We start from the raw sequence: 25,502 nt of genomic DNA on the forward strand, positions 1-25,502 counted from the left end.
ATGCTGCCTATCTTTTTTGAGCACACATTGGCTCAATCCTTACCAACTCTGGGTTTGAGCCTGTTTGTCACCCCCCCAGATAAAAAACAATGATTCAAAAACAAATGCCCAGATTAGGAAGTGCGATCGCTAGCACAATTTTAAGTTTGTTTTCAGCCGTGTCATTGGTAGGAGTAGACAAAGCACAAGCCGCCGTACTCACCTACAATTTCCAAGTGGAAAATGGTGAAGCTAGCGGCTTTTTCAAGTTGAATAACTCCTCGCTTACAGGAATAGGAATTGAAGAAATTGCAGTATCTGAGGGAAGATTAAACACTTTTCTCAATCTTACTTATTATGGAGGTGGAGAAGCCAAAGAATACTACGATTTGGCAGGGTTTACAGTTTTATTTTATCAAGGGGCTTTTCGCGGACTGCAAGCAGGTGGCAGCGACGAAGTGATGAGAGAATATATCAGTCCTCCAGACGAACCAGGAGCACCTTTTTCCTTCACGTATAGTGGCGGCGCATCTTGGTCTATGGCTACGAACGGGCTGTCCTCTGAGATGTGGACATCTTTTTTCTGGGGGTATAAGGACGTATATATTATACGCCCAGACGATAGTGTAGATCTAGTTGCCAGATCGATTGTCCGTGATACCCCTGTTTTTTACACCATAGTTGATACGGCAGCCGAACCAGTTCCCGAACCTCTCACCGTTGGGGGCACAGCTTTAGCATTGGCAGGTTTAACCTGGTTAAAACACAAGAAAAAAATGGCAGCTTGAGGTGTCCTGGTATCTCAACAATTAAGCACTCAGAAGTCACTTTTCCAAGAATATTCGAGTTGCAAAATTTTGCTCTCGATTGGGAGACAGAGCTCTGGCTTTCAAAATCGCAGCTACCAAAAACGCATAGGACAAAACTCCCACCAAGGCCAGCAAAAGTACGCTGACGGCTCCCGACGCATTCCACAAAGCGTGAAGTGCCGAAGCGCTGAAATAGCCGACGCCCAAAATTTGCCAGCGCTTCCTAGGTTTGAGCGCGCTCAAACCGATAAAATATCCCAAATAGCCGCTGTAAGCCATGTGTCCGGCGGCGGAACCCAAAATGCGGGGAATTAGCAACTGCAATCCTACTAATTGTCCCGCCTCCGCCCCTGCTTGCAGGGTGACATTTTGGATGACATTGGGAACGTACTGTCCCAGAGTTTCTAACAGTGTAAAGCCGACGGCCGAGGCACTTCCTAACAGAATTCCATCTAAAGGTTCCCAAACGCCGATTCGATCGCGCCACGGATTTCGCAGCCAATTTCCCAGCAGCATCGCTCCCAAAACGGGCAGGGCTTTCAGTAATTCTTCCATTAGACCCGCCCCGAAAAACATTCTGTTCAAAAAAGGCAAAAAACTGATTGTTTCACCTTCGGTTGGCAGGCGGCCGGGCAAAATTTCTCTAAATACGAATATAAATCCAATTAATAAGGGGCTGATGACAATTAGGACTGTAGCTAAGGCCGAACCAAGCAATACCCACCATGGCTTGTGTTTGCCGCACAGTTGATAGATAAAGTAGTAAGCCGCACCGGCTAGGTAAGCTGACAGCAGCAAATTGAATGCTGCGGAATTGCCAACTGCGACAAACATCGACACGACAAAAATAACTGTGGCAATACCTGGATATAAGTAAGCTTTTTGGCTTAATTGTTTGCCAGTGGAGGCGATCGGGAATAATTGAGTTAAAGTGAGAGCGTCTTTTTCGCTACCCGCCAAATTGCCAGTTTGTGGTGCTCTTAATCCGGGTTGATTTTGGTAAGGGGTTACGGAAGATTCAAATATGTATTCAGGGCCGTCAAGGCCGAGACTGATGCGATCGCCTGTTTCTAAAGTTTGGCAGCCAGAGAGCTTTTTTCCGTTGATATAAGTTCCGTTAGCGCTGTTGAGGTCGCAAATTTCCCATCTGGTCAAACTACCCTGAGTGAGGGGACGGATCGTGGCGTGGCGACGGGAAACCATGCCGTGACCGAGCGACTCTAAAGCTATTTGACAATTGCGATCGCGTCCGATGACCAATTCCCCATCTTCAGAAAGTTGGTACTTGGATGCTGGCGTTCCCGCAGCATCTTTGGCTGGCACTTGTCGCAGAAATCCGATTTCATTAGTCATGAGTTATGAGTCATTAGTCATTAGTCATTAGTCATTGGTCATGAGCTCGCAAGCTGTTAGCTGATGTTATTTTTGAGCAGTCTTTATTCCACAGTTATTAGTTGTTAGCTGCTGACTAATTACTAATTACTAATTACTGCTGACTAATGACTAATGACTAATCACTCTGCTTATAGATTTGCCCTGGCATCCTGAACGGCTGCATAGAAAAATATGCCAGTTAGCGGTACGCTCAGGGCGAGGATGATGCCCGTGACTAAATTGCCAAGTTGAGCTTCTCCCGATGACAGCTCAAAGATGGAGCCGACTGCCGCGATCGCAGTGATGCACGAAAGAGCTAAGAGTAAACCACTTTTCGGAGTTCCTGCCATCATACTGATTTTACTGCCTTTGGGGAAAATTTATGCTTGACTAATGCTTCATTTAGTGCAAGCTTGTTTTCTACTCTGTCTACAAACAGCACTCCGTTGAGGTGATCCATTTCGTGCTGAATTGCCCTCGACAGTAACTCTGTTGCTATCAGGGTTTGTGGGCGGCCGTATTCGTCGCGGTAGGAGACTTCAATGACTTCTGGGCGTTTGACTTCTAAATAAACTCCCGGAATACTCAAACACCCTTCTTGCAAGATGCAGATATCGCCGCTGCTACTTTTGATGGTGGGGTTGATCAAAACAATTGGCGGTGTGGCGGGGTTTTCCGGGTCGCAGTCGAGGACGATTACTTGTTTGTGGACTCCGACTTGGGGTGCAGCCAAACCGATACCGTCGGCACTGTACATGGTTTGCAGCATTTCTCGGACTAGCTGCCGAATTTCTGCATCGACGCTTTTGACGCGCTTGGCTGGCTGCCGCAGGACGCGATCGCCTAATGTGTGTATTGTTAGGGGCGGTTTTTCTAACTTTTTCTTTTCAATCAAGACCTGAGCCGTCATAAAACCTCGCGGGATATTTGGAAACCCCCAACGAAAGCTGTTGGGGAATGAAATTGGAACCAATACTATTGTTTTCAATATTAATCTAATTTTAACTCCTCGCTGGGAAGTCCCCCGCTATAACTGTACCCAGTTTAGCGGCGGGATGAAAGGCAGGGAGATTGTAGGTACGGAAATCTCCAAATCTTTATTTTTGTAGATTTTTTACTGGAATGTGTATAATACAGTAAGGAGGTCATGAGATGCTGCATACTGCCATTAAGGTTCGACTTTATCCAACATTTGAGCAACAAGCCCTACTGTCTCAGCACTTTGGCTGTGCCAGATGGTGGTGGAACTATGCTCTAAATAAGTCAATTGAGACTTATAAAGAAACGGGTAAAAGCCTTGGTCAGTCAGCACTCAATGCCTTTTTACCAAAACTCAAGAAAGCCGAAGAAACACTTTGGTTGTCTGAATGTTACAGCCAAGTTTTGCAATCAACAACGCTCAACCTCACAACCGCCTATAAAAACTTTTTTGCAGGTCGTGGTAGGTTCCCGCGCTACAAGTCAAAGCATGGTAAACAATCGATTCAGTATCCTCAAAATGTCAAGGTACTTGATGGGTTTGTTCAGTTTCCTGGCAAGGTCGGCAAAGTTAAAGCCAAGTTGCACAGGAACATAGAAGGAACAATCAAAACCGTAACGGTTAGTTTAAATCCTTCTGGGAAATACTTTGCCTCAATATTGACGGAGAGTGAAGGCGACAATCCGACTGTTTCAACGGTCGGTAAAGTAATTGGAATTGACTTGGGATTGACTCATTTTGCTATTACGAGCAATGGCTGCAAAGTCTCTAAGTACGATCGCCCTAAGCATCTAGCCAAACACGAGAAAAACCTCAAACGCAAGCAACAAAAGCTAGCTAAAAAACAGAAAGGAAGTAATTCAAGGAACCAAGCTAAAAAGACGGTAGCTAAAGTGTACGAACGGGTAACTAAATCCCGTCAGGATTTTCTACATAAGCTTTCCCGAAAGCTCGTCAATGAAAACCAAGTTGTCGTAGTAGAGAATCTTAATGTCAAATGCATGGTACGCAATCACAATTTAGCTAAAGTCATATCTGATGTGGGATGGGGAATCTTTATCAATTTCCTAGCTTACAAGCTAGAGAAAAAAGGTGGCAAGTTGGTTGAGACTGACCGCTGGTTCCCCAGCTCCAAGCTCTGCTCTAATTGCTATTACCAGATTGATAAGTTACCGCTTGATGTTAGGGAGTGGACTTGTCCTAATTGCGGTACTCGTCATGACCGTGATGGTAACGCCGCAACAAACATTAGAGCGGAAGGCATCAGGATATTACAGACGGATGGAGCAGCCGTTTTTGCTAACGGAGGGGAAGTAAGACCAAAGATTGGACGCAAGTCTGTTCTGAGGCATTCCTCTGTGATGTTAGAAGCCCACACTATAATCGTTTCGATGTAGTGTGGGTAGTTCACGTAGCCATGACTGGAAACAAACCAAACCAACGGCCGATTATTTCTCTGGGGCTTTCGCCTGTTATAGTCGCGGTAGAGCTTTTGGGTGCGATCGCGATTTTGCTGGCGATTTTGCTCATCGTCAAGTTTTGGGCGGTTTTGCCCGATCGAATTCCGATTCATTTCGGCTTGGGGGGGCTGGCTGATGCTTGGGGCGACAAGGTGACGATTTGGATCGTGCCGGCGGTTGCTGCCATTATTTTTGCGGTTTTAACTGCGGTATCGCGCTATCCCCATACTTTTAATTATCCGGTACCGATTAATTCTGAGAACGCTCATCGGCAATATCTGTTGGGCAGAGGCCTTTTGGCTTGGCTGAAGGCGGAGATTTGCTGGCTGTTAGCGTTTGTGGTGCGACAGCAAATTCTTGTCGCTTTGGGCAATGCTCAAAGGTTGAGTATTGAGTTACTTTTAGGGTTAGTTTTTTTGATATTTGGGACAGTTGGCGTGTATTTGCTCAAGGCTTATTCTGCTCGCTAGATCTAGGGCAAAAAACTTACATATACCCAAAAATAAAGTTTTTTGGTATGATGTTTTTAACCCCAGGTAATATTATCCTGCATAAATAAATAAAATTTGTTGGTATTGAGGACTCAAGTCATCTAAGTTTTATGAAGAGTTTAGTCCTCACTACAAACATTTTTGATGTCAGGTAATTGAGGAGACATGATAGTAATCATACGCCAGAGGTTAGTGCTACGGTAAATGCCATCGACTAACCCATCAGATATGTTTGCTGATTGTTCATCGGCAATACTCGCAACCGTCGATTTTTCAAATCTGGTTCTAAGCCTAATTCCTCCATGGGAATCACGCCCAACAAAACAGCCGAAACGCCTTCGGCTAATTCTAAACAATCAAATCTGCCTTCTCTCCCCTCTACAATAATTTGAGCGTCGGCAAAAATTCTACCTTTTTTGATGCCAGCCGATGTTTCTACATCTCTTTCTCCTACTTGTTTTAAACCTAGTTGGCTAATAATAGAAGCTGGCAAGGAAAGTAGTGTCGCTCCGGTATCGACAACAACGTTATCGAGGGTAACAGAGCGAACTTCCTCAGCACCAATGAATCCCCGTTCAGTCATAACTAGATCGATGCGATTCGTGACGGTGATTGTAGTGATTACTTGACCCATTTGTTTTTCTGGCAGATTGGGGAGTACCAGGGTCATAATAGGTTACCTCTTTGAGTGTAATTAGTGGAGATTTCTATTGTAATGCTATCTAGAATGCTGCGAAAGTTAGTTAAAATCGTTTTAATGACCGGCTAAAATTAGAATTTGCCTCAACGCATGACACCAGAAAACAACTCTTCTCAACCCAATCGCCCTGAGTCTAACGTGACTGTAGAAAGTCAGAACGGTGCGAGCCCTACTGTGCCACCAGAATCAGGGACAATCGTCGTTACTGCTGAACCGGAAAAATCGGTGTCGCCGCCTCCAACTCGCAAGGTTTTTTTGCCGCCGCAGCCGGAACAAACGACTGCTGAGAAGTCGGGGTCCGTGCTGACGCTAGGGTTGATCGCAGCGATGATTTTTGGGCTGGCAAATGACAACATTTGGCTGGGCTTAATTGGCGCCGTAGGTGCGATCGGCATATCGCTGCGGCTGATGTGGCCGAGTTGGGGCAAAATCTGGGCGCAGGTAATTCCGCCGACTTGGCGCACGCTGATCGTCGCCTGCTTCGGGCTTTTAGCTGGGATTGTTGGCTTGCTGATGCTCAGCGGTACTAATACTGAACCGGGAAGCCGCAACATCCAAATCAACTGGGACGCCATCGGCGCTTTGGGCGAATTGATCGGCGCTTTGGGCCAAATTTTGATCGCAATTTTGGGCGTTTACGTGGCTTGGCGGCAGTACGTGATCTCGAAAGATTTGACGATTCAGCAAAATCGAATTACGCAGCAGCAAACGATCGATGCTTATTTTCAAGGGGTTTCCGACTTAGCCCTTGACGAACAAGGGTTTTTGGAAGACTGGCCACAGGAAAGGGCGATCGCAGAAGGCCGCACCGCTGCGATTATGAGCAGTGTAGATGCTGAAGGTAAAGCTAAAATTCTGCGGTTTTTGTCGCAGTCTAGATTGGTTACTCCTCTGAAGCGCGATCGGCTTTTAGGCCGCCCCATCCTTGACGGCGACGGCGGCTACGCGGAAGATAGAGATCACGGTATCCGCGTTATCGATCTCAATGTCATGTTAGCGGGTGCGAACCTCGCTGGCACCGATTTGCGGTGGACGGATTTGAGCGAAGCCAACCTCGTCCGCGCCAATCTCAGCAAGTGCGATTTAGTGAAAGCCAACCTCTCGCGCGCTGTCTTGTACGACGCCAATCTCGCTCGCGCCGACATGAGAGCCGCCGCATTATTCTACGGCTCGGCACAAACTGCATCCCCCCGCAGCCGTACCGAATTTCCTAACTATCAAACGGGTGAACATACCGGCGCTGTGGTTGAACGTGCTGATTTCACCGGTGTCAAGCGGCTGTCGGAGGAACAGCGCTATTACTGCTGCGCTTGGTGCGGCTCGAAGTCGAGAGAGACTATTCCCGGTGGCTGCGAAGGGATTCCCAATAAACTCGGACGTTAAAATTATCAGTACCGCTGTACTTAGGTATATATTTGGCGATCGCTCGGCAGCGGACTATACTTTAATTTTAAATCTACAGTCTTGCGCTGTTTTAGCCCTGACAAATACGGATTTAAGGCTAGAAGTAATTCCGCGCCTGGATCGCTCCAAAAGCCGGGCCGAGGTAATTTTTGTCGCTGCTAAATGCTTTCTGATGGGACGATAAATGGCACCTAGAAATCGCTAATTTAGGTAACAGCTATGCAGATGATGGGCAGCAGCGTTCTATGGCTTTTTAGCCTCTGTCACTTTTGCTAATGCGCGGCTTCACAACTTTTTGAATACAAGTGGAAGTAGCAGGGCTACTAATTAATATTTGAGATTTTCTTAGTGTATTATTGGCCGATTCAAGCTATTAGTAAAAATGCCGTAATTTAGGGGAGTTGCTATTTGTTGTATTTGTGAAAGAGGCTGAGCATTAAAGTCGGGTATTTCGGTTTTGGATCTTTAACGCTACTCATAAATTCCGTTGATATACAATCGTTGAGCCCCTAAGCTTACGGCATTATGGAGGTTTCAATGGCACTCGGTTTAGTGTTGATTAATCCGCCTTGTTGGAGATATACTGTTATGACATTATTTGCTACATTCCTGCTGTACAGGGCTGTTAGATTTGCTGCGTGGGTGTAAATAGCTTAAGATACTTCTCCATATCTTTTGCATAAACTTAATTTACTCTATTTCCCAAGCTGCCTGAAAAAAGTCTCTTTCACACAGCATAGCGTAGCGATAGGTTGCTTCTACCTCCGGCCCAGCTTCTGCGTAGCGATCGACCAAACTTTCCAGCCGTTTTGCTAAAATCTCAAAATCCGGGCTGCTATAGGTGGAAATCCAGTCGCTAAAAGCGTGTTCCGGTATATTAGGTTTAGCTAGCTGCTGTCCCAAAAAAGCATACAACCGCAAGCAAGGAGTCATCGCGGCTGCTGTCAAACCTACACCACTTCCCCAGGCTGTCGCTAATAAAAAATCTGTATAGCGACGGGTAGCAATTTCCGGTTTTGCCTCTTGCAAGTTTACACCCCATTTGGCTGCATATCCTTGATGCAAACGAAGTTCTTCTAAAACGCCGCTACCGAGATTGTGGAGGATTTCAAACCCCTCCCAGTCGGGTGCTTTTGCCGCAGCGATACTGTAAGCGCGAGCGAAGGCTCCCAGAAAAAATGCGTCTTGTGCAACGTAATATGCAAAACTATTTTGGGGGAGGCTGCCGTCAGCAATGCCTCTGACAAAGAGATGTTGCAGACAAGCTTCGCTTAAATCTTGATTTGCTTGCCAAAGATAATTGGAATTTGTCATGCCATTTTGAATCGAGGGGTTATGATTGTAATTTTTATAGTCTGACTAAACATCTATAATAACAGATGTTTTTGCTTGGCGTGTGTCAGTCTTATGGTATCTTTTATTTTTCGTATTTAAGAAAATAGATAATTTTTGGTACGCGGCTATGTTGTGGGTGGCTCTTGTCTGGCTAAAAGAGCGAAATTACGTGCCTAACCTCTCTCGTGAAGCAGCTAGGGGGTTTGGGGAAAAAGAAACTTTTGATTTAACGGTTGAAAAGCCAATTTTTAAACAGAAACTGCAATGAAAGATACACCTAAGTATTCCTTGGTAATTCCTATCTATAACGAAGAAGAAAATCTCGCTGAATTGTATCGGCGAATTAGTGCCGTGATGGATCGAATGGACGGCCCAGTAGAATTAATTTTAATCAATGATGGCAGTCGCGATCGCTCTCTCGAACTTTTGCGAGAATTGCACGAAAAAGACTCGCGAATTTGTTACCTCAGTTTTGCCCGCAATTTCGGTCATCAAATAGCTGTAACTGCTGGTTTAAACTTTTCTAGAGGTCAAGTTGTAGTCATCATGGACGGCGATTTGCAAGACCCGCCAGAGCTAATTATAGATATGGTACAACAGTGGCGGCAGGGCTATCAAGTTGTTTACGCTCAGCGCACTCAACGCCGTCAAGAAGGTTGGTTTAAGCGGTTGCCAGCTTATATGTATTATCGCATTTTGCGGCATCTTGCGGATGTTGATATTCCTATAGATACGGGAGATTTTTGTTTGATGGATAGGTGCGTGGTGGACGTGCTAAATGCGATGCCTGAACGCAACCGGTACATTCGGGGACTGCGCGCTTGGATTGGTTTTAAACAAACGGCGGTTAAGTTTGAACGCGATCCGCGTTTTGCTGGAGAGGTCAAGTATACATTCAGAAAATCTTTGAGTTTGGCGATGAATGGTTTAGTATCTTTTTCAAAAGTTCCCCTCCGACTTTCGATTTATATGGGGTTATTTGCGGCATTTGTATCTGTGTTAATGGCTTTTTTGATTTTGTATTGGCGGATTTTTTATCCAAGTTCTGCCTTAACGGGTTTGACAATTGTGATGATGGCGGTTTTCTTTTTGGGTGCGGTGCAGTTGGTTAGTATTGGGATTTTGGGCCAGTATATAGGGCGTATTTACGAGGAGGTGAAGGGCCGGCCGCTTTATACTTTGGCAGAAGTGGCTGGTTTTAGTGATCGACACCGATCGCCAAAATAACTTTAGCAAACAACTGTTAACTCATCGTGCCTAAATCATCTAATTTATGAGATAATTTAAGCTCTTAAAATCTTCTCAAGACTCATGTTTAAACTTTACGAGTATTCCCCCTCGGGTAATTGCTATAAAGTTCGCTTGCTCTTAACTCATCTCAATATTCCCTTCGATCGCACAGAAATTGATATTCTCCAAGGAAAAAGCCGCACACCTGAATTTTTGGTCAAAAATCCCAATGGCCGCATTCCGGTGTTAGAAATCGCACCGGGTAAATTTCTGTTTGAATCGAATGCGATTATGTTTTACTTGAGCGAAGAAACTGAGTTTTTGCCCACGGATAAATTTGAACGCGCTCAAGTTATGCAGTGGTTGTTTTTTGAACAGTACAGCCACGAACCTTTTATTGCTACTTCTCGCTTTTGGTATTTGACGGGGAAAGCACAAGAGTATCAGGAAGCACTCCAACAAAAACAAGCACCGGGTTATGCTGCTTTGGGGGTGATGGAACAGCATTTAGCAGCAAATGAGTTTTTTGCGGGCGATCGCTATACAATTGCTGACATCGGTTTATTTGCTTACACTCACGTTGCTGACGAAGGTGGATTTGACTTAACCAGATTTCCGGCAATTCAAACTTGGATCGATCGCGTAAAAAGTCAACCTCGATATATAAAAATTACACAATGAAATTGAAATGAGGCTAATTACATCAAAGCTCGAAATCTTTCATCATCTCGGATACTGTCAAAATCTGGGTTGTCTTTTGCTTCGTTTCGGCTTCGACGAGGTGCAATATCAATCGCTTTCTGTAGATTATCGAGAGCCTTTCCAATGTCACCTTGTAGTGCGTAGCAGCAGGCTTTACCGTAATAGCCACTCTCATGCTTAGGATTTTGCTTAATCGCTTGTTCACAATCAGCAAGGGCTTCGGTGTATCGACCAGCCCTAGCCAAAATAATGCCACGATTAGCCCTGTATAATACTTCTTGAGGCTTTAAGTTAATTGCTTCATTAATGGCTGTAATAGCTTTCTCAAAATTATTGAGAAGACTTAATGCTAGTGCTTGATTGTTCATTGCTTGATCATTCTCAGAATCAATCTTAAAAGCTCGCTCGCAAGAAGTAAGGACTTCCTCATATCGCTCTAGATGAAGGAGAACACTCCCTTGATTTGCCCAAGCATCAACATATTTAGGATCAAGGTCTAGCGCTTTTTCACAACTTTCGAGCGCTTCCTCATATCGCTCTAGATTATAGAGTGAGACCCCTTGATTTACCCAAGCATCAACAGATTCAGGAGCGAGGTCTAGGGCTGTTTGGAAACTTTTCAGCGCTTCCTCATATCTCTCTAGATTATTGAGTGTCTTTCCTCGATTTAGCAAAGCATCAACAGATTTAGGAGCGAGGTCTAGCGCTTTTTGACAACTTTCGAGCGCTTTTTCATATCTCTCTAGATCAAGGAGAATAGCCCCTCGATTTACCCAAGCATCAACAGATTCAGTATCGAGGTCTAGCGCTTTTTGATAACTTTCGAGCGCTTCCTCATATCTCTCTAGATTATAGAGTGTATTCCCTCGATTTACCCAAGCATCAACAGATGCAGTATCGAGGTCTAGCGCTTTTTGGAAGCTTTCGAGCGCTTCCTCATATCTCTCTAGAGTGCGTAGTGCAGCCCCTCGATTTACCCAAGCATCAACAGATTTAGGAGCGAGGTCTAGCGCTTTTAGCAAACTTTCCAGCGCTTCCTCATATCGCTTTAGATGAAGGAGAGCCTTCCCTCGATTTACCCAAGCATCAACAGATTCAGAATCGAGGTCAATCGCTTTTTCAAAACTTTCCAGCGCTTCCTCGGGCCGCTTTAGATTGCCTAGAGCAACACCCTGCCCAACCAAAGTGGATGCATTACTTTGATCTAACTCTAGTGCTTTCTGATAGCTATCCAGTGAATCCTTATAACGTTCTACACTTCCGAGTAAGTCACCGAGACTTGAAAAAAGAGTATGCTTCAGTTTCGGATGGCAGTGAGTTAATTTTTCACACTGGATTTTCGCTTGCAACAGTGAATCAGTTCTTTCACTCAATGTATTGCAACGTAAAGACTTATAGATCAGTCCTGCACACTTACCTAGACTATCCTTGAGATCGCCAACATATCCCAACAGGGATTGAATAGATACCTTAATTTGTTTGGCAAATTCCTCAATTGCTTGTTCTGAAGGAGGATTCTCACCTTCAAATTTAATCTTGTAGTGTGTTGGGGGTGTATATATAAAATTCCAGCCAAAGCTGAGAGCTATTCCCGAATCTTTAAAAAATTTGCCTGTCGCTTTGGAAAGCAAATTCTGGTTCTCTTCAGTTATCTCTGAACAAATGAAAGCAAAGGGAGCCATAAATACATCTGGTACTTGCAGATAAACTGCGGTAAAGACCTGTTCAATATATTTTTGGAGTCCTTCCTTTCCATTGCCAAAAAGATTGTAATAGAGAAACTCTGCCATCAGTTCTCGCCACTCCTCCTCCTCATACTGCTCGGCTAAAAACATTTCAGAAGTAACAAGTTCATCCGCTTGTTGCTGGAAGTAATTGGCTAGTAAAGCATGAGTTTTGCGAAACAGCTTTTGATCGTCCTGAAAATAGGACTGCCGAAATACATCCCGCACCACATCATCTAAGCGGTAGTGCCCTTCGGTAAACTCAACAAAATCTGAGCGTTTCAGCCATTCAAAGTAACCCTCTACATTCTCGGCATCTTGTTGTAAGCCTAATTCAACGCTTCCAAGCAAATATTGAATCATCGCCCGATCGAACCATCGACAACAAGCTACCACATACAAAACTTTCCGCCGGGACTCTATCCCCTGCAAAAGTAATTCAGCGATCGCTTGGTTTCCTTTGGAAAAATCAGGTTCTTCACCTTGCTCCCGTTGCTTCCGTACCCAATCTAGATAATAGGGTAATCCCTGTGTTGCCTTGTAAATTTTGGCGTGTATACCGCCCTTTTCAATGCCAATTTGCTTGAGATATTCCTCAGTATCCTTCCTGCTAAAATTCTTAAGTGGCACCTCAAGGAGCAACTTCCGATCCTGGTTGAGCTTGCGCCAACCCTCATCTGCTTGCAGCGATCGCCGCCCTACAACTACGAGCCTTACTGGTGCAGAAGACAACGCAGTATCTTCGACCAAATACTGCCACAGCCATTGATTCAGGTAAGACTGTGCTTTTTCATAGGTATCCAAAATCAGCACCAGCGATCGTCCTCTGCTTTGGGCAATTTGCATCAGACTTTCAGCAAATGCCTGCGTCAGTTTGGAAACAGGCTGTAACATAAGAGCCTGTAGCTCAGGCTGGTCTTTGGTCGCAGGGTGAATCCGCACTCGCTGCTCGATCGATTCTTGCAAGCTGTCTGCATCCTCTCCAATCGCCGCTAATGCAGAAAAACCTACCCCTGGAACATTAAAAGATGTCGGCTTACTTGAGGTGGAGGTCAAACCTTTTGGCCGTAGCCAGATGAAGCGTTGAAACCAGCTTGTAATCTTCTTTGCTTCTTCGCTGCTAATTGTTTCACCCTCAATTGACTGATGACTCAACTTGTATAGAGTTGACTCAAACTGCTGCTCCTTTTGTTTGAATGAATCAGCGATCGTTTCACCTCCAAAACGCTCAACAGCCTGCTCATGTACCTTTCGCATCAATTTTAGGGGAGTTTCGATATCAGGCGTTTTCGCAAAACAAATCTCCAGAAAATCAACTTTGCCTGCATGGGCATCCTTTAACCGCCCCAGTAACGTTGTTTTACCAACTCCGCCTGTTCCCCAAATATTGAATAGCAAGGGTTGTCCCTCAGATTCCTTGAGTGCTAAGGCAAAGCGTTCTAACAGCCTTTTCGCCTCTTCTCGTTCAATGTAATGGCTATCTGGCACTCGCGATCGCATCGGAGATTGACGATTCATCTCGGACTGAGCTGACTGCTGAGTCTCTTTCTTTGCTAATTGTGCCTTCGCTAAACGATCCTCTAGATCAGCGACCTCCTTGTGTTTGGCCTCCAATTCGATCTCTAAGTCTGAGGGTATATTGAGGACGGTGTAACCTGCTTTTTTTATCTCTAATTTTTCAAGCACATTTTTGGCTCTAGCCAATAGTGTCTCGACATGAGCACAATCATCCATTCGATTTCCCATCCCTCAATCTTGCTTCCAATTCTGCCACCTCTCGCCGTTTTTCCTCTAGTTCAATCTCCAGATGACCAGGCCTTTGCAGCATCCCATAGCCAGCAGCCTGTTTTTCTAGAATAGCCAGCGATCGCTTCGCCATCGCCAAGGCAGGGGTCATCACCTCTTGATGTGTCATCACCCTAGGCAACTCTGGACTCTGGGTTTGGCTGGGCAGTCCCTTGCCACCGCGCAACATTGCCACTGGGAAATCCTCCGTCGCTGCATCACAAAACGGGGTTTGTTCTGCCTGACAGAGGTTACGGGCACTCTCTGAAACCGTTTTTCCCAAGTGAGTCATGACGTTGAAAATTGTGACGTGGCGATCGCCCGGTTGATTTGCCGCTCCCTTCAGCGCCTCAATCAGATGATACGTATAGAGACTGAGGATGCCATCTGGACGCACCCAAGAACTTTGATTTCCTCGTGATGAGGTGAACACCGCCCGGCCTTCCCCCTGCTTGAGGGCATCAATCACCCCTTTCGGCAACGCTGTAGGCAAAAAGTCTGCTGGCAGATCGTTCTTAGCGGTAGCCATCCCCTCCGCATGGCAACTATCAATGATTACCCAGAGACGTTTAGCCTCGATCTTGCGTAACTTCTCACTCAATGTTTCGGCTGAAAGGGCTGTTTCTGGAATGGCTTGCCGATCAAAATCATGTTGGAGTAAGTAGTAAGCATTACTGGCGAGGTCAAACGTACCATGCCCAGAATAGTAAATGACGATCGTGGCATCTGGGTCTGCCTCTGCACATCCTTTTAACCAGTCCAGACCATCCAAAATGGCACTGCGAGTCGCACCCTGGTTCTGTAACAACCGGACACAATCGGGGCTATTGGGATATGCACAAAAATTTGCGTCAGTCAGCACATCTTTGAGCGCTTGAGCATCCTTGACTGTTACAGGAAGCGAATAGCCTGGGTCAGCAGTATTACCAATACCAATCAACAGCGCGTAACCGTGGGTAAATCGCTCGGACATCTAAAAAAAACTCCAGCACAAAACAACAATCCCTCAACCCGAGTTAATAATATATAGTTACTAAACCCAGAATAAACTAAAAAACACAATCAAGCTACCTCAAAAATAAATTCTAGACTAAGCTATTACTTTCAGGGCTTACTCGTTATCGCTACCTTTCTCCGAGTTTCGCTCGATCGCCTCGCAGCATCTGCTACTTTCAAATCCTACAAGCTACGTGCATTATTCACGTATAGAGGCGTACAGTTTGACAAATATTTCAACACCATATCCGTGTCTTCAGCAAACAAGCCGCGCCGCGTTCCTACTTTGATACTGCGCCGTTTTTATCCCTGCATTAATTGACATGATTCAGGAGTAAAAACCAGCGTTTCTTCTGCTCCGTAGATGGTAAAAATGTTTTCCGACTGCCAAAAAATCTCTCCCTTCCCATAAACAGGTTCAGCGATAAAGCCATTGGCAAAGCGCAACTTTGCGTTGCACAAACAAGCTTTGTAGAAATCCGGCTGAGTGTCCCAAAATATGGGGCATCTGCCGCCTCTTGAAGGAAAATCTATAGCACCGCAGCAAAAATCAGAATCAAGATAATCGGACTATTGAACTGATTAAGCAACAGTATCAATGCGCTCGATTTACAGCACTTTCCGATGGTATGAGGTACAATTAAGAATTACGGCTTTATGGGCGTAGTTGGATTTAGCTTGACACTACCGGCAACCAGAGCGACTGCGATCGATTTAGACCGGGTTTTTGTAGGTTTAGGACGCGGAGTTTGTTACTGAGACGTAAATCGAAGAATATCCAGCGCAAATGCTCTACCCATCCCGGCAAAACCTGCGAGATCACAACGGAAATTCCTGGCAGGCGATCGCCTTTAAGCGTATTCATCCCAATGGTAGTGCGGTTGTCTCGACTTTTGGGAGTTTACCGAGCGATTGAGTGCTTCAGATGATAACTTTGCCTCCATTGAAGCCGCCGTAGAAGAAGGACGCACCGTTTATGGCAACCTGTTGAAAACCATTGGGTTTATCCTACCCGTCAACGGTGGAGAGGCGATGACCATAGTGGTGGGAATCTTGGCTGGTATCACCTTGCCAATTTTGCCCGTGCAGATTCTCTGGGTGAATATGGTGAGTTCCGTCGCCCTTAGTGCCACTCTAGCTTTTGAGCCCTTATCGGCTGACACTATGCGCGGTTTGCTCCTCTTGCATAATGTGATAGCGATCGTCACTCTAATTGGCGCGGCTGGCATTAATGCGTTTGAGTGCAAATTTCCTAATGGTAGTGCTGGCATTAATGACTATGGCACTGCGCTGTGGTTGACGGGAATGTTGATGAGCACGATCGGCTCTGATTACTTTCCGAAAACAGCCCAAGGGCGGGTGCTTTGTTTTTTGCTGGCGTTGTGTGCGATCGCGCTAGGCGGTTATTTTACAGCAACCCTGGCTACATTTTTTGTGAGCCAGGAGGCCGATAGCGATCGAGCAGAAATAGCCGCTACACAATCTATTCAAGCTTTGGAAACAGAAATTACTGCACTGCCAACAGAGGTTCAAGCCTGCTTCACGAAAAGGTTTAGACCTGTGAATTGCTAACCTTAGAGTTGAGCATGAGGTCGATCGTTCTCGATGCGATAGTAGACAAACGATTATGTCTGTCCAATTATAGATAATATTCTAATCTCAACTCTGCCAAGCGACAGAGGATATTTAAATTCTTTAATTTTACTATAAAATTACCGTCTAACTAACCACTAAACGCAAAAATATTGAGAACGCTGGAAAAAATCAACCGAATCAATTTATGATTGGAAATCAAAAATCCCCACCTTATCAAGCCTAAGTCAAATGTTTAAATGTTCAATAGTGCGGACAGTTTTTCTAGGCACGATGGCGGATTTTCTAAATACTTTGAAGCCCAGCAGATAATTAAATCAATGTCATCTCCACTCCTGACTTGCATTTAATTTGACTTTTTTACGATCCTTGCCATCTAACGCTTGTAGTATCGTTCCCAAAAAAGCCCGCAGTATTGAATGTTAACCTGGTTCTATTTATTGCATTGACACGATAAACTCATGGAAAACACATTGTTCGATCGCACATTCCGGGACAGCGAAGGCAAAATAGTTATAGCTCAGAGGCCCAATCTACCACTGAGTGTCGGCATTGTAACTACTTTATTAACGCTCATTGTTACAACAGGTAAAATTAATTTAGGGTTGGAGCTAGTCGCCTTTGGATCTTTGTTTACTTGGGCTTGGGAAGAATTATTTCAAGGGGTTAATTACTTTCGTAGAGCATTAGGTCTGATTGTGCTTGTTAGTCTAATTGCGTGGAAACTTCAATAGTTAGGTAAGCATACATCCAATCCATAAGGTATAGCAAAACCTTTAATCAAGCCTACTGTTCCGCCACAAGTCGGAACAGTAGGAGCCATCAGCCTGTTAAACGTTATGAAGATTATTAATAACGCAGGGCGGTTTCGGGAGATCCATCGCCATCATTACTTTTATACCACTATTGAAGCTCATCTTCCATTTCCGTGCCGCTTCCCTAACGCTATTGAAGGGAGGGTTTTTCCTGTATAATTTTATTGATTCTCCAATATTGATAAATTTAGGGTGCTCTGGGTTGCACCTAACCCATATTACTTCTGAACGTAGCAATGCTGCTCTTACCCCCAAATGGCTACAATAATCAGTTGTGAACTTCTCTTTCTTTTTTTATTATTTCTTAACTCTGCGTGTTCAGTGTTCTTTGCGGTATATAAAAAACACTCATGTTCAAACTTTACGAATATTCTCCCTTTGGCAATTGCTACAAAATTCGCTTGCTTTTAACTCACCTTAATATTCCATTCGAGCGGGTGGAAATTGATATTCTAAAACGAGAAAGTCGAACTCCTGAATTTTTGATTAAAAATCCTAACGGACGTATTCCTGTTTTAGAAATAGAACCGGATAATTTTCTGTTTGAATCGAATGCGATTATGTTTTACTTGAGCGAAACAACTGAGTTTTTCCCCACTGATAAATTTGAACGCGCTCAAGTCATGCAGTGGTTATTTTTTGAACAGTACAGCCACGAACCTTTTATTGCTACTTCTCGTTTTTGGTATATGACAGGAAAAGCTGAGGAATATCGAGAAGCACTCCAACAAAAACAAGCACCGGGTTATACTGCTTTGGGGGTGATGGAACAGCACTTAGAAAACCATGCTTTTTTTGTTGGCGATCGCTATACTATTGCTGACATCGGTTTATTTGCTTACACTCACGTTGCGGGCGAGGGCGGATTTGATTTAACGAGATTTCCAGCAATTCAAAGTTGGATCGAGCGAGTAAAAAATCAACCTCGATATATTAGCATCGCACATAAATAAAAGTTGTTCGTAGTAAGCACGAAGAATCCTAATTGACTAAAAGCATCAACGGAGACTGAATTCCTTACTGCAAAATTCTCATGTCCGATGATAAATTACCAACACCTATATTTTGCCCAGTCTCACTAGAGCGCCTCGCAGCATCTGCTACCTTCAAAGCGTACAAGCTACTAGCCTTATCCACGTACAAAGGCGTACCCTGTGACAAATATTCCAACACCATATCGGTGTCTTTGGCAAACAAACCGCGCCGCGTTCCTACTTTGATGTTGTGCCGATCTTCTCCCTGAATTAATTGACCTGATTCAGGAGTAACAACCAGCGTTCCTGCTTCTCCGTAGATAGTGAAAATGTTTTCCGACTGCCAAAAAGTCTCTCCCTTTCCATAAACAGCTTCAGCGACAACTCCATTGGCAAAGCGCAACTGTGCGTTGCACAAACAAGCTTTGTAGAAATCCGGCTGAGTGTCCCAAAATTGAGCTTGACAGTTAACACTTGTCACTTCCCCGAACAAATCGGTAAATCGGTGCAGTCGCGAAATTGCACCAACTAACGGAAACCCAAAGAGGGAATGTTGATAAGTCCACCGCTGTGGCGCTGGATGTTGAGGAGTCATAGTAAGGTAGCGGGCGTAAAAAACTTTACCGACTAATGGCAAAGATTCTTTGATTGCTTGGTGCAAACCGCCTAACAGTTCGATGTGTTCGATGTGAAGGAGTTTTTGCTTTTGGGCGGCAAGTTCGATCGCCCTTTCTCCTTCAGATACGTCTAAAGATAGAGGATATTCCACCACAACGTGCTTGTCATTTTCTAGCGCCGCCAGGACGATCGCCCCGTGATCCCGATTCACCGTACAGACAATCACCAAATCTAAATCGTCTCTTTCTACCAGCTTGCGCCAAGAAACCGCAGCTTCTGCGCCGAACCCTTGACAAAATGCTGCGGTTTTCTCTGGGCTGTGGCCAGCAACCGCTACCAAGTGCGATCCCCCATCAGCTTGAATTGTCTCCGCCCTCAACTTAGCCGCAAAACCAGTACCCACAATCCCCACGCGAATTGGAGAATTAACCGAAAAATCAAAGCGAGTATCAATATTAGTCATGGGATTTGAGATTTAAGATTTTAGATAGTTACAGACTTGCGGTGCAGGGCTTTAGGGTTCTATCGCCCCGATTTTAAGCCGTGGTTGTGCTGCGATTTATTCGATCGAGCCTTCAACCCCCAAGTCTTGATGCGATCTCACTATACATTTCACCGCCTGCAGGGACTTGCCTTGCAGCAAGTTTTGCTGAAACTCGATCGATACACCGCATACCAACAAGCCGGTTTTTGTGCGGTAGGGATCAAAATAGGATTTTTCCTAGAAACCCGGTGGTTTAGCACAAGTCTTGCGGCAACAGTATCACAAGGCTGAACCCAACATAGGTATAAGTAATCAAGATGAAATTAGAAAAAGTTATAACTAATCCCATTCAAATGTTTTGTAACTAAGTGTGTCAACCTCCCTTCTATCCCCTACTATCATAGAGGGAACAAACCTAAGAGCTAACCTCAAAGCTAATAGAGCCTTGAAGGTTGCATTAGGAAAAATTATAAATCTTGTTGAATTTTTGAGAGGATTAGTGCATGGCAACTTACAAAGTTACCCTCATCAGCGAAGCCGAAGGAATTAACCAGACCATTGACGTTGATGACGATACTTACATTCTCGATGCTGCGGAAGAAGCAGGACTCGACCTCCCCTACTCTTGTCGCGCTGGTGCTTGCTCCACCTGCGCCGGCAAAATCACGAAAGGCGAAATTGACCAATCCGACCAATCTTTCTTAGACGACGACCAAATCGAGGCCGGATTTGTCCTCACCTGCGTCGCCTATCCCAAGTCTGACTGTACGATCGAAACTCACCAAGAAGAATCGCTCTACTAAGAAAGGACGCTCTGCGTGATACCCTAAGAAACCCGGTTTCTCCTTTCCAAAATTAAGCTGAAATAGCGCAATTATGTTAAGAAACCGGGTTTCTGTGTCTAACACTGCAACCAAGCCGTCAGCAATCTCTCACTCCCACCTATGAATTCGTAGCTGTTTGAGCAGATAGCTGACCAAATAATTTTAGATTTTAGATGGCAGATTTTAGATTAACTGTGAAACCAATCTAGAATCCAAAGTCTAAAATCTAAAAGTTTTAGGACTAATATTTAGTCTCAAGCGAGAGGGACGAAAGTTTGTTTAGGGGCGAGGGAAATCGCCGACTATGAAGCAGAGTCTGATAAACTATTCGCGCCAAAATGTAATCGCATCGCTGAGTGGTACAACTTGAGCGCCGGGAAAATAAAAGCCCAGAATTTGAGATCCATTCCAGCCCAAATTAGCCAAATTGTAAGAACCAGTCTGACTCATTCCCACCCCGTGCCCGAAACCGCCTCCGACAAAAGCATAACCGTTGAGAGTTTTGTCGGGATTGTAAATTGGTTCGAGGTAAAAAAGCGTGCTGATCGGCGGGTAAAAAGCATTGCGAATCTCGTCTTTGTCGATATCGATGGGGCCCAAGTCAGTTTGAACCTTCATTTTCAAAACTCGACCTGCAAGCGACCTTTCCACTACTTCAACCTGAGTGACAGTTTTAAAATTAGCCAGCGGGTGCTGTTTTTTCTGAAGATACTGTTTGAGAAATCCACCAATCGCGGTCAAAGAAGCGGGCTCGCGCCACCGAAAAGTGTCTTCTTTTTCTTCATTAAACCCTTTTTCCAAACTGATAAAGCGACGGAAATTGTTTTCGTCAGACAAACTCTGCTTAGACAAATCCCAGACATTGTTAGGGGAATCGACGATCGATCGCAAATATGGACGTTCTGCGCCCTGCCACACATCGTTAAAAGAGGCTGTCACGCCGCCGCTAGACGCGGAATAAAGCGCGTCTACTAGCTGATTTTCGTAAGTTAGCACCAAACCGCTCGTTTGGGCGATCGCCTTATCACTCTGCGGGTAAACCTCGGTCAAACCTTGATAAACTTGGCAGTTAACATCAGCGCACAACTCATAATTATCCACAGCAAACCGGCGCAAATTTCTCAGGGCGTAGGTTCTCGCTAAAATAGTTTGAGCGACAATCGCAGCGTAAGGCGAAAAAGCCCCAATTTCGTGAGGAACAACACCCCGCAAATAAGTTTCCGTCGGCACTTCATTAACTAAAGTATAAGTGCCGTAAGCATTTTTTTGCAGCCGCAAATTGCCGCCATAACGGCGAGTTTGTTGAATTGCTTTTTCTGGTTCAGTAGCTGTCGCCTCGTGGGTGGTTTGTTCCAATACCTCAATCACATTTTTCCCCGCCGTCACATCCAACTCATTTCGGTTAAAACGAAAGCCGTTTAAAACCCAAAATGCCTGGGGTATTTGTTTAAAAACTTTGGAATCCAAAAAAGCTGTTTTGTTGCCTTGGGCTTGCAAACTTTGCAACAGCCAGCGCCGCACCAAAGGAGAGTTGTAAGTATCTCTTTTCGCCCAAACTTGCCAGCGCAAAGGTTGAGCAATTTCTACTTCTATTCCCTGGGCGCGCCACTGATTAGCGCTGTCTTCCGCACTCTCGAAACTGCGGTGAGAACTTAGTACCACTCGTTCTTCTACTGCGGGCGTTTCCAGCGGTTTCGGGGCTATTTCTAACTTGACGCTAGCAGCAGTTTTGGTTTCTATGCCTTGAGGAGTTTTGTAACGCAAAGTTAAGCTGTCGCCCGGTAATGCTTTCAGCGTCAGTTTATCGGTTGCTTTGGTACCAAACCGCTGCACCACGCCGATTTTGATCGGTCTATTTTGGGGAGTTTGGGCGTATCCCGCAGCGCTGAAAATCGGTAACAGGCACAATGCGGTGAAAACAGTCCTAGAAATGCAGCTAAACCATTTGTAATTGGGAGTTGGAGGTGCTTGAGCGAACACGGTTATCTGTCTCGCGATAGTTGAAATTGGGGGATTTTTGATTGTACGTTAGCACATTTGGCGGCTGGTATAGGGGAATTCCGGAACAGAGGCAGGTTTGGTTGGCAGAATTCTGTTAAGTAGGTAGGCGCAAATAAACTTTACACCGAGCAAATTTTATCCCGGACGCACCCTAGACCTAAAATCTAAAATCGTTATGCCATTAGGCACTCTACAAGGTTGTGTATTTTTGATCCTGACATAGTTACTGGTGTTTCCAATATTGGTAGGCGGCATAGGCTAAGGTGACAGCGCCGGTCACAATGGAGGCTTCATCAACCTCAAATTGCGGGTGATGGAGGGGATAGTTCGGTTTGTCAGTCAGTCCCACTCCCAAGCGAAACATGGTTCCCGGTGCGTGTTCTAAGTACATCGAAAAATCTTCGGCGCCGAGGGATGGTTCTGGTAAAATTTGGACGCGCGATCGACCTAAAGCTTCTAAAGCCGCAGTTTCGACTAATTGCGTGAGTTTTGGGTCGTTTTGGACTCCGGGTACTCCGCGCTTGTAGGTGAGTTCGTACTTAGCGCCGTAAGTCGCGCAAACGCTAGAAACAATTTGTTCGATCCAAGCCGGCAGTTTTTCGTGGGTTTCCGGATGGAGCGATCGCACGGTTCCCAATAATTTTACTCGATCGGCAATTACGTTGGGCGCTCGTCCGCCGTTAATTTGCCCGATCGTCAAAACCAGTGGCCTCAAAGGATTTTGCGTGCGGCTAATGGCCTGCTGCAAAGTGGTAATTATCTGAGAAGCAATCCAAATTGCGTCGATCGCCTCGTGGGGACGCGCACCGTGGCCGGATTCGCCCATCACAATCAATTCTAGGTCATCTGCCGCCGCCGTCAGTGCCCCGTGGCGGATACCGATGCAACCGCCCGGAATCGTCGGAAAAACGTGCACTCCGAGGATGCCGTCAACATCTTGCATCGCCCCATCTTTAATCATCCATTGAGCACCTTGGGCAATCTCTTCCGCAGGCTGAAACAAGAAGCGGACGTGACCGGGCAATTTTTCCCCTAGCTGAGACAATATCATGGCTGCGCCCAAACCGACGGTGGTGTGGATGTCGTGGCCGCAGGCGTGCATGACTCCCTCGTTGCGGGAGGCAAATTCTAAGTTTGTGCGTTCTTGAATCGGCAAAGCGTCCATATCCGTGCGAATTGCCAGCCACCGGGACTCGCTGCTGTGGCCTTTGAGTTCGCCGATGACTCCTGTTTTGCCGATTCCTTCGATCGCGCGGACTCCGCTGGAAGCGAGAACACCAGCTACGTAGGCGGCGGTTTGATATTCTTGGCCGCTGAGTTCGGGGTGGGAGTGGATGTGGCGGCGAATTTCGATTAAGCGGGGTGCTAGGGTGGCGGCTAATTCTTTGATGCGGGGAAGCATGAATTTACTTGGGGAGTGCGGTACAAGTTGTAGTCAACTAGGGTAACGCATATGTTTGGGGGTGAACAGGGTTACAAGGGACAAAAGTGCGATCGGGCTTTTAGATGGCAATACTATTTCGTTTGTGAATAATATTTTTTTTTCACCCCTGAGGGCGCAGAGGACGCAGAGAAAAGAGAGAAGAGAGAGTTAGGTTGAAACGGGGAACAAAAGTCTATATTTTAGGTTAAAATGCTGATTTTTAGTTGAGAATTTCTGGTTGTGATATCATCGAATAGTAAATTTATTAAACTTATTTTCTATGATTAGCTTTGGATTCTGGAATGTAATAATTCTCATGACACTCGCTTTGTTTCTCAATTTTAATTGGCGATTAGATAGCGATAAAACAGCATGGCAAGATTCTTTGTTTTTAAAACATCCTTCGATCCAAAGGTTGACTCAGTTTTGTCGTCAACCTATCGTTAAGTTTATTTGGCAAGCAGTTATTGTATTAGTTCTCACCAGATTTCTCAGCTATACTGGTTGGTTGGTTTACAATCTGACTACTCGACCCGATCCGCCTTACTGGGATTTTAAGTGGTTTTATGTAGCGAGTAGATTAGCCCACGAGCATTTGAGTCCCTTTAATGTCGAGGTGTTTAACAGCGGTTTCTGTAACATCACAAAAGTGTGTGGGTTTATTCCATCTTTTGTTTATCCACCTAATATCATTCCTCCCCTCTGGTTTTTGGGCTATTTCCCGATGAAGACTGCCTTCACAATCTGGACTTGGCTGCATCTTATTGCCACAGGTTTTGTTTTATGGGGAGCGAATATTTTGCTGGTGTCGCACTCACGAGCTTTTCGGACTATTTGTAGTATATCAGTTGCATTCCTCTACGGTTTTGTCTTCGATCTTCAAGTTGGCAATGTGGCAACTTTTATTGCCCTTCTGCTGTTAGGGATGTTTATTTATGCTAGAAAAAATCAGGATAGGATTGCAGGAGTTTTATTAGGAATTGCCCTTTTTAAACCCACTTTAGTTATATTTTTTCTTCCTTATTTTTTAATCAAAAGACGGTTTCAGCTACTTTTTATATCTATAGTCACGGTAACTTTTTTGGCAGTTATAGGTCTAGCTGTAACGGGCAATTCCTTAACAGGATTTATACAGGATGCGACTCGTGGATTTCCACTCTGGCTCAACGATCCATCGAATAATGCTTATATTTCTATGAGTCGCCTTGATTTAAGGGTTATGGGGCCGAGATTTTTCCCCGATAGTCCCTTCGTGGCGAAGCTATTTTCTGACTTGATTATTCTGCTGCTAGTTGGTTTAGTGAGTTGGTATTTTTACAAAAAACAATCTCGCAATGCTTGGTCAAAAAAAGTTGACTTATCTGAAATGGTGCTAATTTCTACTTTGAGTATTGCTATCAACTATTCTCAGCCCACCAGTTCTGTGATGTTAGCACCGGCGGTGGTTTTTTTGCTGAATGATTTATGTTTTCAGATTAAAAATTGTGCCTTCTCTACGCAAAGAATGTCGGTTTGGTTATTGGGCGTTGGCTGTGTCATGGTGCAAACCGCTGTGATTCATGGCGGGCTGTTGGTGTTTCTAGGAAAGCGGTGGAACTGGAAGGGGGGGGAATTGCCTTATTTGTTTAAAGTAACTATTTTTTCACTACCGAGTTATGCGATTTTAGGCCTTACGTTAAGCGTTTTAGTCTTAGCGATTACATCTCTTGGTCAAAAACAGGTTGCTGAATTTGACCCTTTGGATCAGGTTTCGCGTTAGAGAAAAAACAAAACCGGATCAAAATATTTGTAGAAGAGTCAAA

Annotated in this window: 24 protein-coding genes and 1 pseudogene; 14 read left to right on the forward strand and 11 right to left on the reverse strand. The window is 45.0% G+C overall.

The window, feature by feature from the left end; all coding sequences use genetic code 11:
* Positions 1-89 precede the first annotated feature (89 nt).
* Complete coding sequence (locus QUA27_RS12560) at positions 90-767, forward strand: PEP-CTERM sorting domain-containing protein (protein WP_333068328.1); 678 nt, start codon at positions 90-92, stop codon at positions 765-767.
* A 36-nt stretch (positions 768-803) separates the two neighbouring features.
* Here the strand turns inward: QUA27_RS12560 and QUA27_RS12565 are convergent, their stop codons facing one another.
* The 3 genes from QUA27_RS12565 to def all read right to left on the reverse strand — a co-directional run bounded on the left by QUA27_RS12565 (position 804) and on the right by def (position 3,072).
* Positions 804-2,141: a PrsW family glutamic-type intramembrane protease gene (locus tag QUA27_RS12565; protein ID WP_333068330.1), complete on the reverse strand. Its 1,338-nt coding sequence runs from the start codon at positions 2,139-2,141 to the stop codon at positions 804-806.
* A gap of 170 nt (positions 2,142-2,311) precedes the next feature.
* Complete coding sequence (locus QUA27_RS12570) at positions 2,312-2,512, reverse strand: hypothetical protein (RefSeq protein ID WP_199292547.1); 201 nt, start codon at positions 2,510-2,512, stop codon at positions 2,312-2,314.
* A complete protein-coding gene (def, locus tag QUA27_RS12575; protein ID WP_190659061.1) occupies positions 2,512-3,072 on the reverse strand; it encodes a peptide deformylase in 561 nt (186 codons plus the stop codon). Before def ends, QUA27_RS12570 begins: the two co-directional genes overlap by 1 nt.
* A 242-nt stretch (positions 3,073-3,314) precedes the next feature.
* Between def and QUA27_RS12580 the strand changes: the two genes are divergently transcribed.
* On the forward strand, positions 3,315-4,538 hold the full coding sequence (locus QUA27_RS12580) for an RNA-guided endonuclease InsQ/TnpB family protein (RefSeq protein WP_333068331.1): 1,224 nt from the start codon (positions 3,315-3,317) through the stop codon (positions 4,536-4,538).
* Positions 4,539-4,558: 20 nt separating this feature from the next.
* On the forward strand, positions 4,559-5,071 hold the full coding sequence (locus tag QUA27_RS12585) for a DUF1648 domain-containing protein (protein WP_333068333.1): 513 nt from the start codon (positions 4,559-4,561) through the stop codon (positions 5,069-5,071).
* Positions 5,072-5,306: 235 nt separating this feature from the next.
* Here the strand turns inward: QUA27_RS12585 and QUA27_RS12590 are convergent, their stop codons facing one another.
* Complete coding sequence (locus tag QUA27_RS12590; protein ID WP_333068334.1) at positions 5,307-5,762, reverse strand: aspartyl protease; 456 nt, start codon at positions 5,760-5,762, stop codon at positions 5,307-5,309.
* Positions 5,763-5,882: 120 nt separating this feature from the next.
* On the opposite strand from QUA27_RS12590, the gene QUA27_RS12595 reads away from it, so the two are divergent.
* Positions 5,883-7,175, forward strand: coding sequence for a pentapeptide repeat-containing protein (locus QUA27_RS12595; RefSeq protein ID WP_333068335.1), 1,293 nt, complete (start codon positions 5,883-5,885; stop codon positions 7,173-7,175).
* A gap of 711 nt (positions 7,176-7,886) precedes the next feature.
* Here QUA27_RS12595 and QUA27_RS12600 read toward each other — a convergent pair.
* On the reverse strand, positions 7,887-8,510 hold the full coding sequence (locus tag QUA27_RS12600; RefSeq protein WP_333068337.1) for a TenA family protein: 624 nt from the start codon (positions 8,508-8,510) through the stop codon (positions 7,887-7,889).
* Between the two features lie 285 nt (positions 8,511-8,795).
* Between QUA27_RS12600 and QUA27_RS12605 the strand changes: the two genes are divergently transcribed.
* Both QUA27_RS12605 and QUA27_RS12610 read left to right on the forward strand, forming a co-directional pair.
* On the forward strand, positions 8,796-9,758 hold the full coding sequence (locus QUA27_RS12605) for a glycosyltransferase family 2 protein (RefSeq protein ID WP_333068338.1): 963 nt from the start codon (positions 8,796-8,798) through the stop codon (positions 9,756-9,758).
* Between the two features lie 84 nt (positions 9,759-9,842).
* On the forward strand, positions 9,843-10,442 hold the full coding sequence (locus tag QUA27_RS12610) for a glutathione S-transferase family protein (protein ID WP_333068339.1): 600 nt from the start codon (positions 9,843-9,845) through the stop codon (positions 10,440-10,442).
* Between the two features lie 17 nt (positions 10,443-10,459).
* Here QUA27_RS12610 and QUA27_RS12615 read toward each other — a convergent pair whose 3' ends face one another.
* From QUA27_RS12615 to QUA27_RS27390, 3 genes are all read right to left on the reverse strand, one after another.
* Complete coding sequence (locus tag QUA27_RS12615; RefSeq protein ID WP_333068340.1) at positions 10,460-13,933, reverse strand: tetratricopeptide repeat protein; 3,474 nt, start codon at positions 13,931-13,933, stop codon at positions 10,460-10,462.
* Positions 13,914-14,945, reverse strand: coding sequence for a caspase family protein (locus QUA27_RS12620; RefSeq protein ID WP_333068341.1), 1,032 nt, complete (start codon positions 14,943-14,945; stop codon positions 13,914-13,916). The genes QUA27_RS12615 and QUA27_RS12620 overlap by 20 nt, the downstream gene beginning before the upstream one ends.
* A 553-nt stretch (positions 14,946-15,498) precedes the next feature.
* The gene (locus QUA27_RS27390) at positions 15,499-15,567 is read right to left on the reverse strand and encodes a cation-transporting P-type ATPase (protein ID WP_445251500.1); all 69 of its coding nucleotides are present in this window, start codon (positions 15,565-15,567) and stop codon (positions 15,499-15,501) included.
* 188 nt (positions 15,568-15,755) lie between these two features.
* Between QUA27_RS27390 and QUA27_RS12625 the strand changes: the two genes are divergently transcribed.
* The 5 genes and pseudogenes from QUA27_RS12625 (at position 15,756) to QUA27_RS12645 (ending at position 18,329) form a co-directional block, all read left to right on the forward strand.
* Positions 15,756-15,884, forward strand: coding sequence for a DUF3122 domain-containing protein (locus QUA27_RS12625; protein ID WP_333068342.1), 129 nt, complete (start codon positions 15,756-15,758; stop codon positions 15,882-15,884).
* A gap of 5 nt (positions 15,885-15,889) precedes the next feature.
* Positions 15,890-16,138: pseudogene (locus QUA27_RS12630) on the forward strand (cation transporting ATPase C-terminal domain-containing protein); the annotation flags it as partial.
* Positions 16,133-16,540 carry an ion channel gene (locus tag QUA27_RS12635; RefSeq protein ID WP_333068441.1) on the forward strand — a complete coding sequence of 136 codons (408 nt, stop codon included), beginning with the start codon at positions 16,133-16,135 and terminating at the stop codon, positions 16,538-16,540. The pseudogene QUA27_RS12630 and the gene QUA27_RS12635, both read left to right, overlap by 6 nt.
* Before the next feature lie 482 nt (positions 16,541-17,022).
* Positions 17,023-17,295: a hypothetical protein gene (locus QUA27_RS12640; RefSeq protein WP_333068343.1), complete on the forward strand. Its 273-nt coding sequence runs from the start codon at positions 17,023-17,025 to the stop codon at positions 17,293-17,295.
* Positions 17,296-17,726: 431 nt separating this feature from the next.
* Positions 17,727-18,329, forward strand: coding sequence for a glutathione S-transferase family protein (locus tag QUA27_RS12645; protein ID WP_333068344.1), 603 nt, complete (start codon positions 17,727-17,729; stop codon positions 18,327-18,329).
* A 64-nt stretch (positions 18,330-18,393) separates the two neighbouring features.
* On the opposite strand, the gene QUA27_RS12650 is transcribed toward QUA27_RS12645, so the two are convergent.
* Complete coding sequence (locus QUA27_RS12650) at positions 18,394-19,431, reverse strand: Gfo/Idh/MocA family protein (protein ID WP_333068345.1); 1,038 nt, start codon at positions 19,429-19,431, stop codon at positions 18,394-18,396.
* 129 nt (positions 19,432-19,560) lie between these two features.
* On the opposite strand from QUA27_RS12650, the gene QUA27_RS12655 reads away from it, so the two are divergent.
* Entirely contained in the window at positions 19,561-19,743 is a 183-nt protein-coding gene (locus tag QUA27_RS12655; protein ID WP_333068346.1) for a hypothetical protein, read from the forward strand.
* A 212-nt stretch (positions 19,744-19,955) separates the two neighbouring features.
* Positions 19,956-20,255, forward strand: coding sequence for a ferredoxin (locus QUA27_RS12660; RefSeq protein ID WP_106149950.1), 300 nt, complete (start codon positions 19,956-19,958; stop codon positions 20,253-20,255).
* A gap of 345 nt (positions 20,256-20,600) precedes the next feature.
* Here QUA27_RS12660 and QUA27_RS12665 read toward each other — a convergent pair whose 3' ends face one another.
* Entirely contained in the window at positions 20,601-22,256 is a 1,656-nt protein-coding gene (locus QUA27_RS12665; RefSeq protein ID WP_333068348.1) for a SpoIID/LytB domain-containing protein, read from the reverse strand.
* Between the two features lie 244 nt (positions 22,257-22,500).
* Positions 22,501-23,679, reverse strand: coding sequence for a M20 family metallopeptidase (locus QUA27_RS12670; RefSeq protein WP_333068349.1), 1,179 nt, complete (start codon positions 23,677-23,679; stop codon positions 22,501-22,503).
* Positions 23,680-24,016: 337 nt separating this feature from the next.
* Here QUA27_RS12670 and QUA27_RS12675 point away from each other — a divergent pair, with 337 nt between their 5' ends.
* Positions 24,017-25,459 carry a glycosyltransferase family 87 protein gene (locus tag QUA27_RS12675; RefSeq protein WP_333068350.1) on the forward strand — a complete coding sequence of 481 codons (1,443 nt, stop codon included), beginning with the start codon at positions 24,017-24,019 and terminating at the stop codon, positions 25,457-25,459.
* Positions 25,460-25,502: the final 43 nt, after the last annotated feature.

The sequence above is a fragment of the Microcoleus harperi Pol14_C6 genome (assembly GCF_036701295.1).
In the GTDB taxonomy this organism is placed as follows: Bacteria; Cyanobacteriota; Cyanobacteriia; order Cyanobacteriales; family Microcoleaceae; genus Microcoleus.

Excerpts from the sequence above, each read along its gene's own strand:
- QUA27_RS12560 (WP_333068328.1), top strand. The coding sequence starts at position 90 with ATGATTCAAAAACAAATGCCCAGATTAGGAAGTGCGATCGCTAGCACA.
- QUA27_RS12565 (WP_333068330.1), bottom strand. The coding sequence starts at position 2,141 with ATGACTAATGAAATCGGATTTCTGCGACAAGTGCCAGCCAAAGATGCT.
- QUA27_RS12570 (WP_199292547.1), bottom strand. The coding sequence starts at position 2,512 with ATGGCAGGAACTCCGAAAAGTGGTTTACTCTTAGCTCTTTCGTGCATC.
- def (WP_190659061.1), bottom strand. The coding sequence starts at position 3,072 with ATGACGGCTCAGGTCTTGATTGAAAAGAAAAAGTTAGAAAAACCGCCC.
- QUA27_RS12580 (WP_333068331.1), top strand. The coding sequence starts at position 3,315 with ATGCTGCATACTGCCATTAAGGTTCGACTTTATCCAACATTTGAGCAA.
- QUA27_RS12585 (WP_333068333.1), top strand. The coding sequence starts at position 4,559 with ATGACTGGAAACAAACCAAACCAACGGCCGATTATTTCTCTGGGGCTT.
- QUA27_RS12590 (WP_333068334.1), bottom strand. The coding sequence starts at position 5,762 with ATGACCCTGGTACTCCCCAATCTGCCAGAAAAACAAATGGGTCAAGTA.
- QUA27_RS12595 (WP_333068335.1), top strand. The coding sequence starts at position 5,883 with ATGACACCAGAAAACAACTCTTCTCAACCCAATCGCCCTGAGTCTAAC.
- QUA27_RS12600 (WP_333068337.1), bottom strand. The coding sequence starts at position 8,510 with ATGACAAATTCCAATTATCTTTGGCAAGCAAATCAAGATTTAAGCGAA.
- QUA27_RS12605 (WP_333068338.1), top strand. The coding sequence starts at position 8,796 with ATGAAAGATACACCTAAGTATTCCTTGGTAATTCCTATCTATAACGAA.
- QUA27_RS12610 (WP_333068339.1), top strand. The coding sequence starts at position 9,843 with ATGTTTAAACTTTACGAGTATTCCCCCTCGGGTAATTGCTATAAAGTT.
- QUA27_RS12615 (WP_333068340.1), bottom strand. The coding sequence starts at position 13,933 with ATGGGAAATCGAATGGATGATTGTGCTCATGTCGAGACACTATTGGCT.
- QUA27_RS12620 (WP_333068341.1), bottom strand. The coding sequence starts at position 14,945 with ATGTCCGAGCGATTTACCCACGGTTACGCGCTGTTGATTGGTATTGGT.
- QUA27_RS12625 (WP_333068342.1), top strand. The coding sequence starts at position 15,756 with ATGCTCTACCCATCCCGGCAAAACCTGCGAGATCACAACGGAAATTCC.
- QUA27_RS12635 (WP_333068441.1), top strand. The coding sequence starts at position 16,133 with ATGCGCGGTTTGCTCCTCTTGCATAATGTGATAGCGATCGTCACTCTA.
- QUA27_RS12640 (WP_333068343.1), top strand. The coding sequence starts at position 17,023 with ATGGAAAACACATTGTTCGATCGCACATTCCGGGACAGCGAAGGCAAA.
- QUA27_RS12645 (WP_333068344.1), top strand. The coding sequence starts at position 17,727 with ATGTTCAAACTTTACGAATATTCTCCCTTTGGCAATTGCTACAAAATT.
- QUA27_RS12650 (WP_333068345.1), bottom strand. The coding sequence starts at position 19,431 with ATGACTAATATTGATACTCGCTTTGATTTTTCGGTTAATTCTCCAATT.
- QUA27_RS12655 (WP_333068346.1), top strand. The coding sequence starts at position 19,561 with ATGCGATCTCACTATACATTTCACCGCCTGCAGGGACTTGCCTTGCAG.
- QUA27_RS12660 (WP_106149950.1), top strand. The coding sequence starts at position 19,956 with ATGGCAACTTACAAAGTTACCCTCATCAGCGAAGCCGAAGGAATTAAC.
- QUA27_RS12670 (WP_333068349.1), bottom strand. The coding sequence starts at position 23,679 with ATGCTTCCCCGCATCAAAGAATTAGCCGCCACCCTAGCACCCCGCTTA.
- QUA27_RS12675 (WP_333068350.1), top strand. The coding sequence starts at position 24,017 with ATGACACTCGCTTTGTTTCTCAATTTTAATTGGCGATTAGATAGCGAT.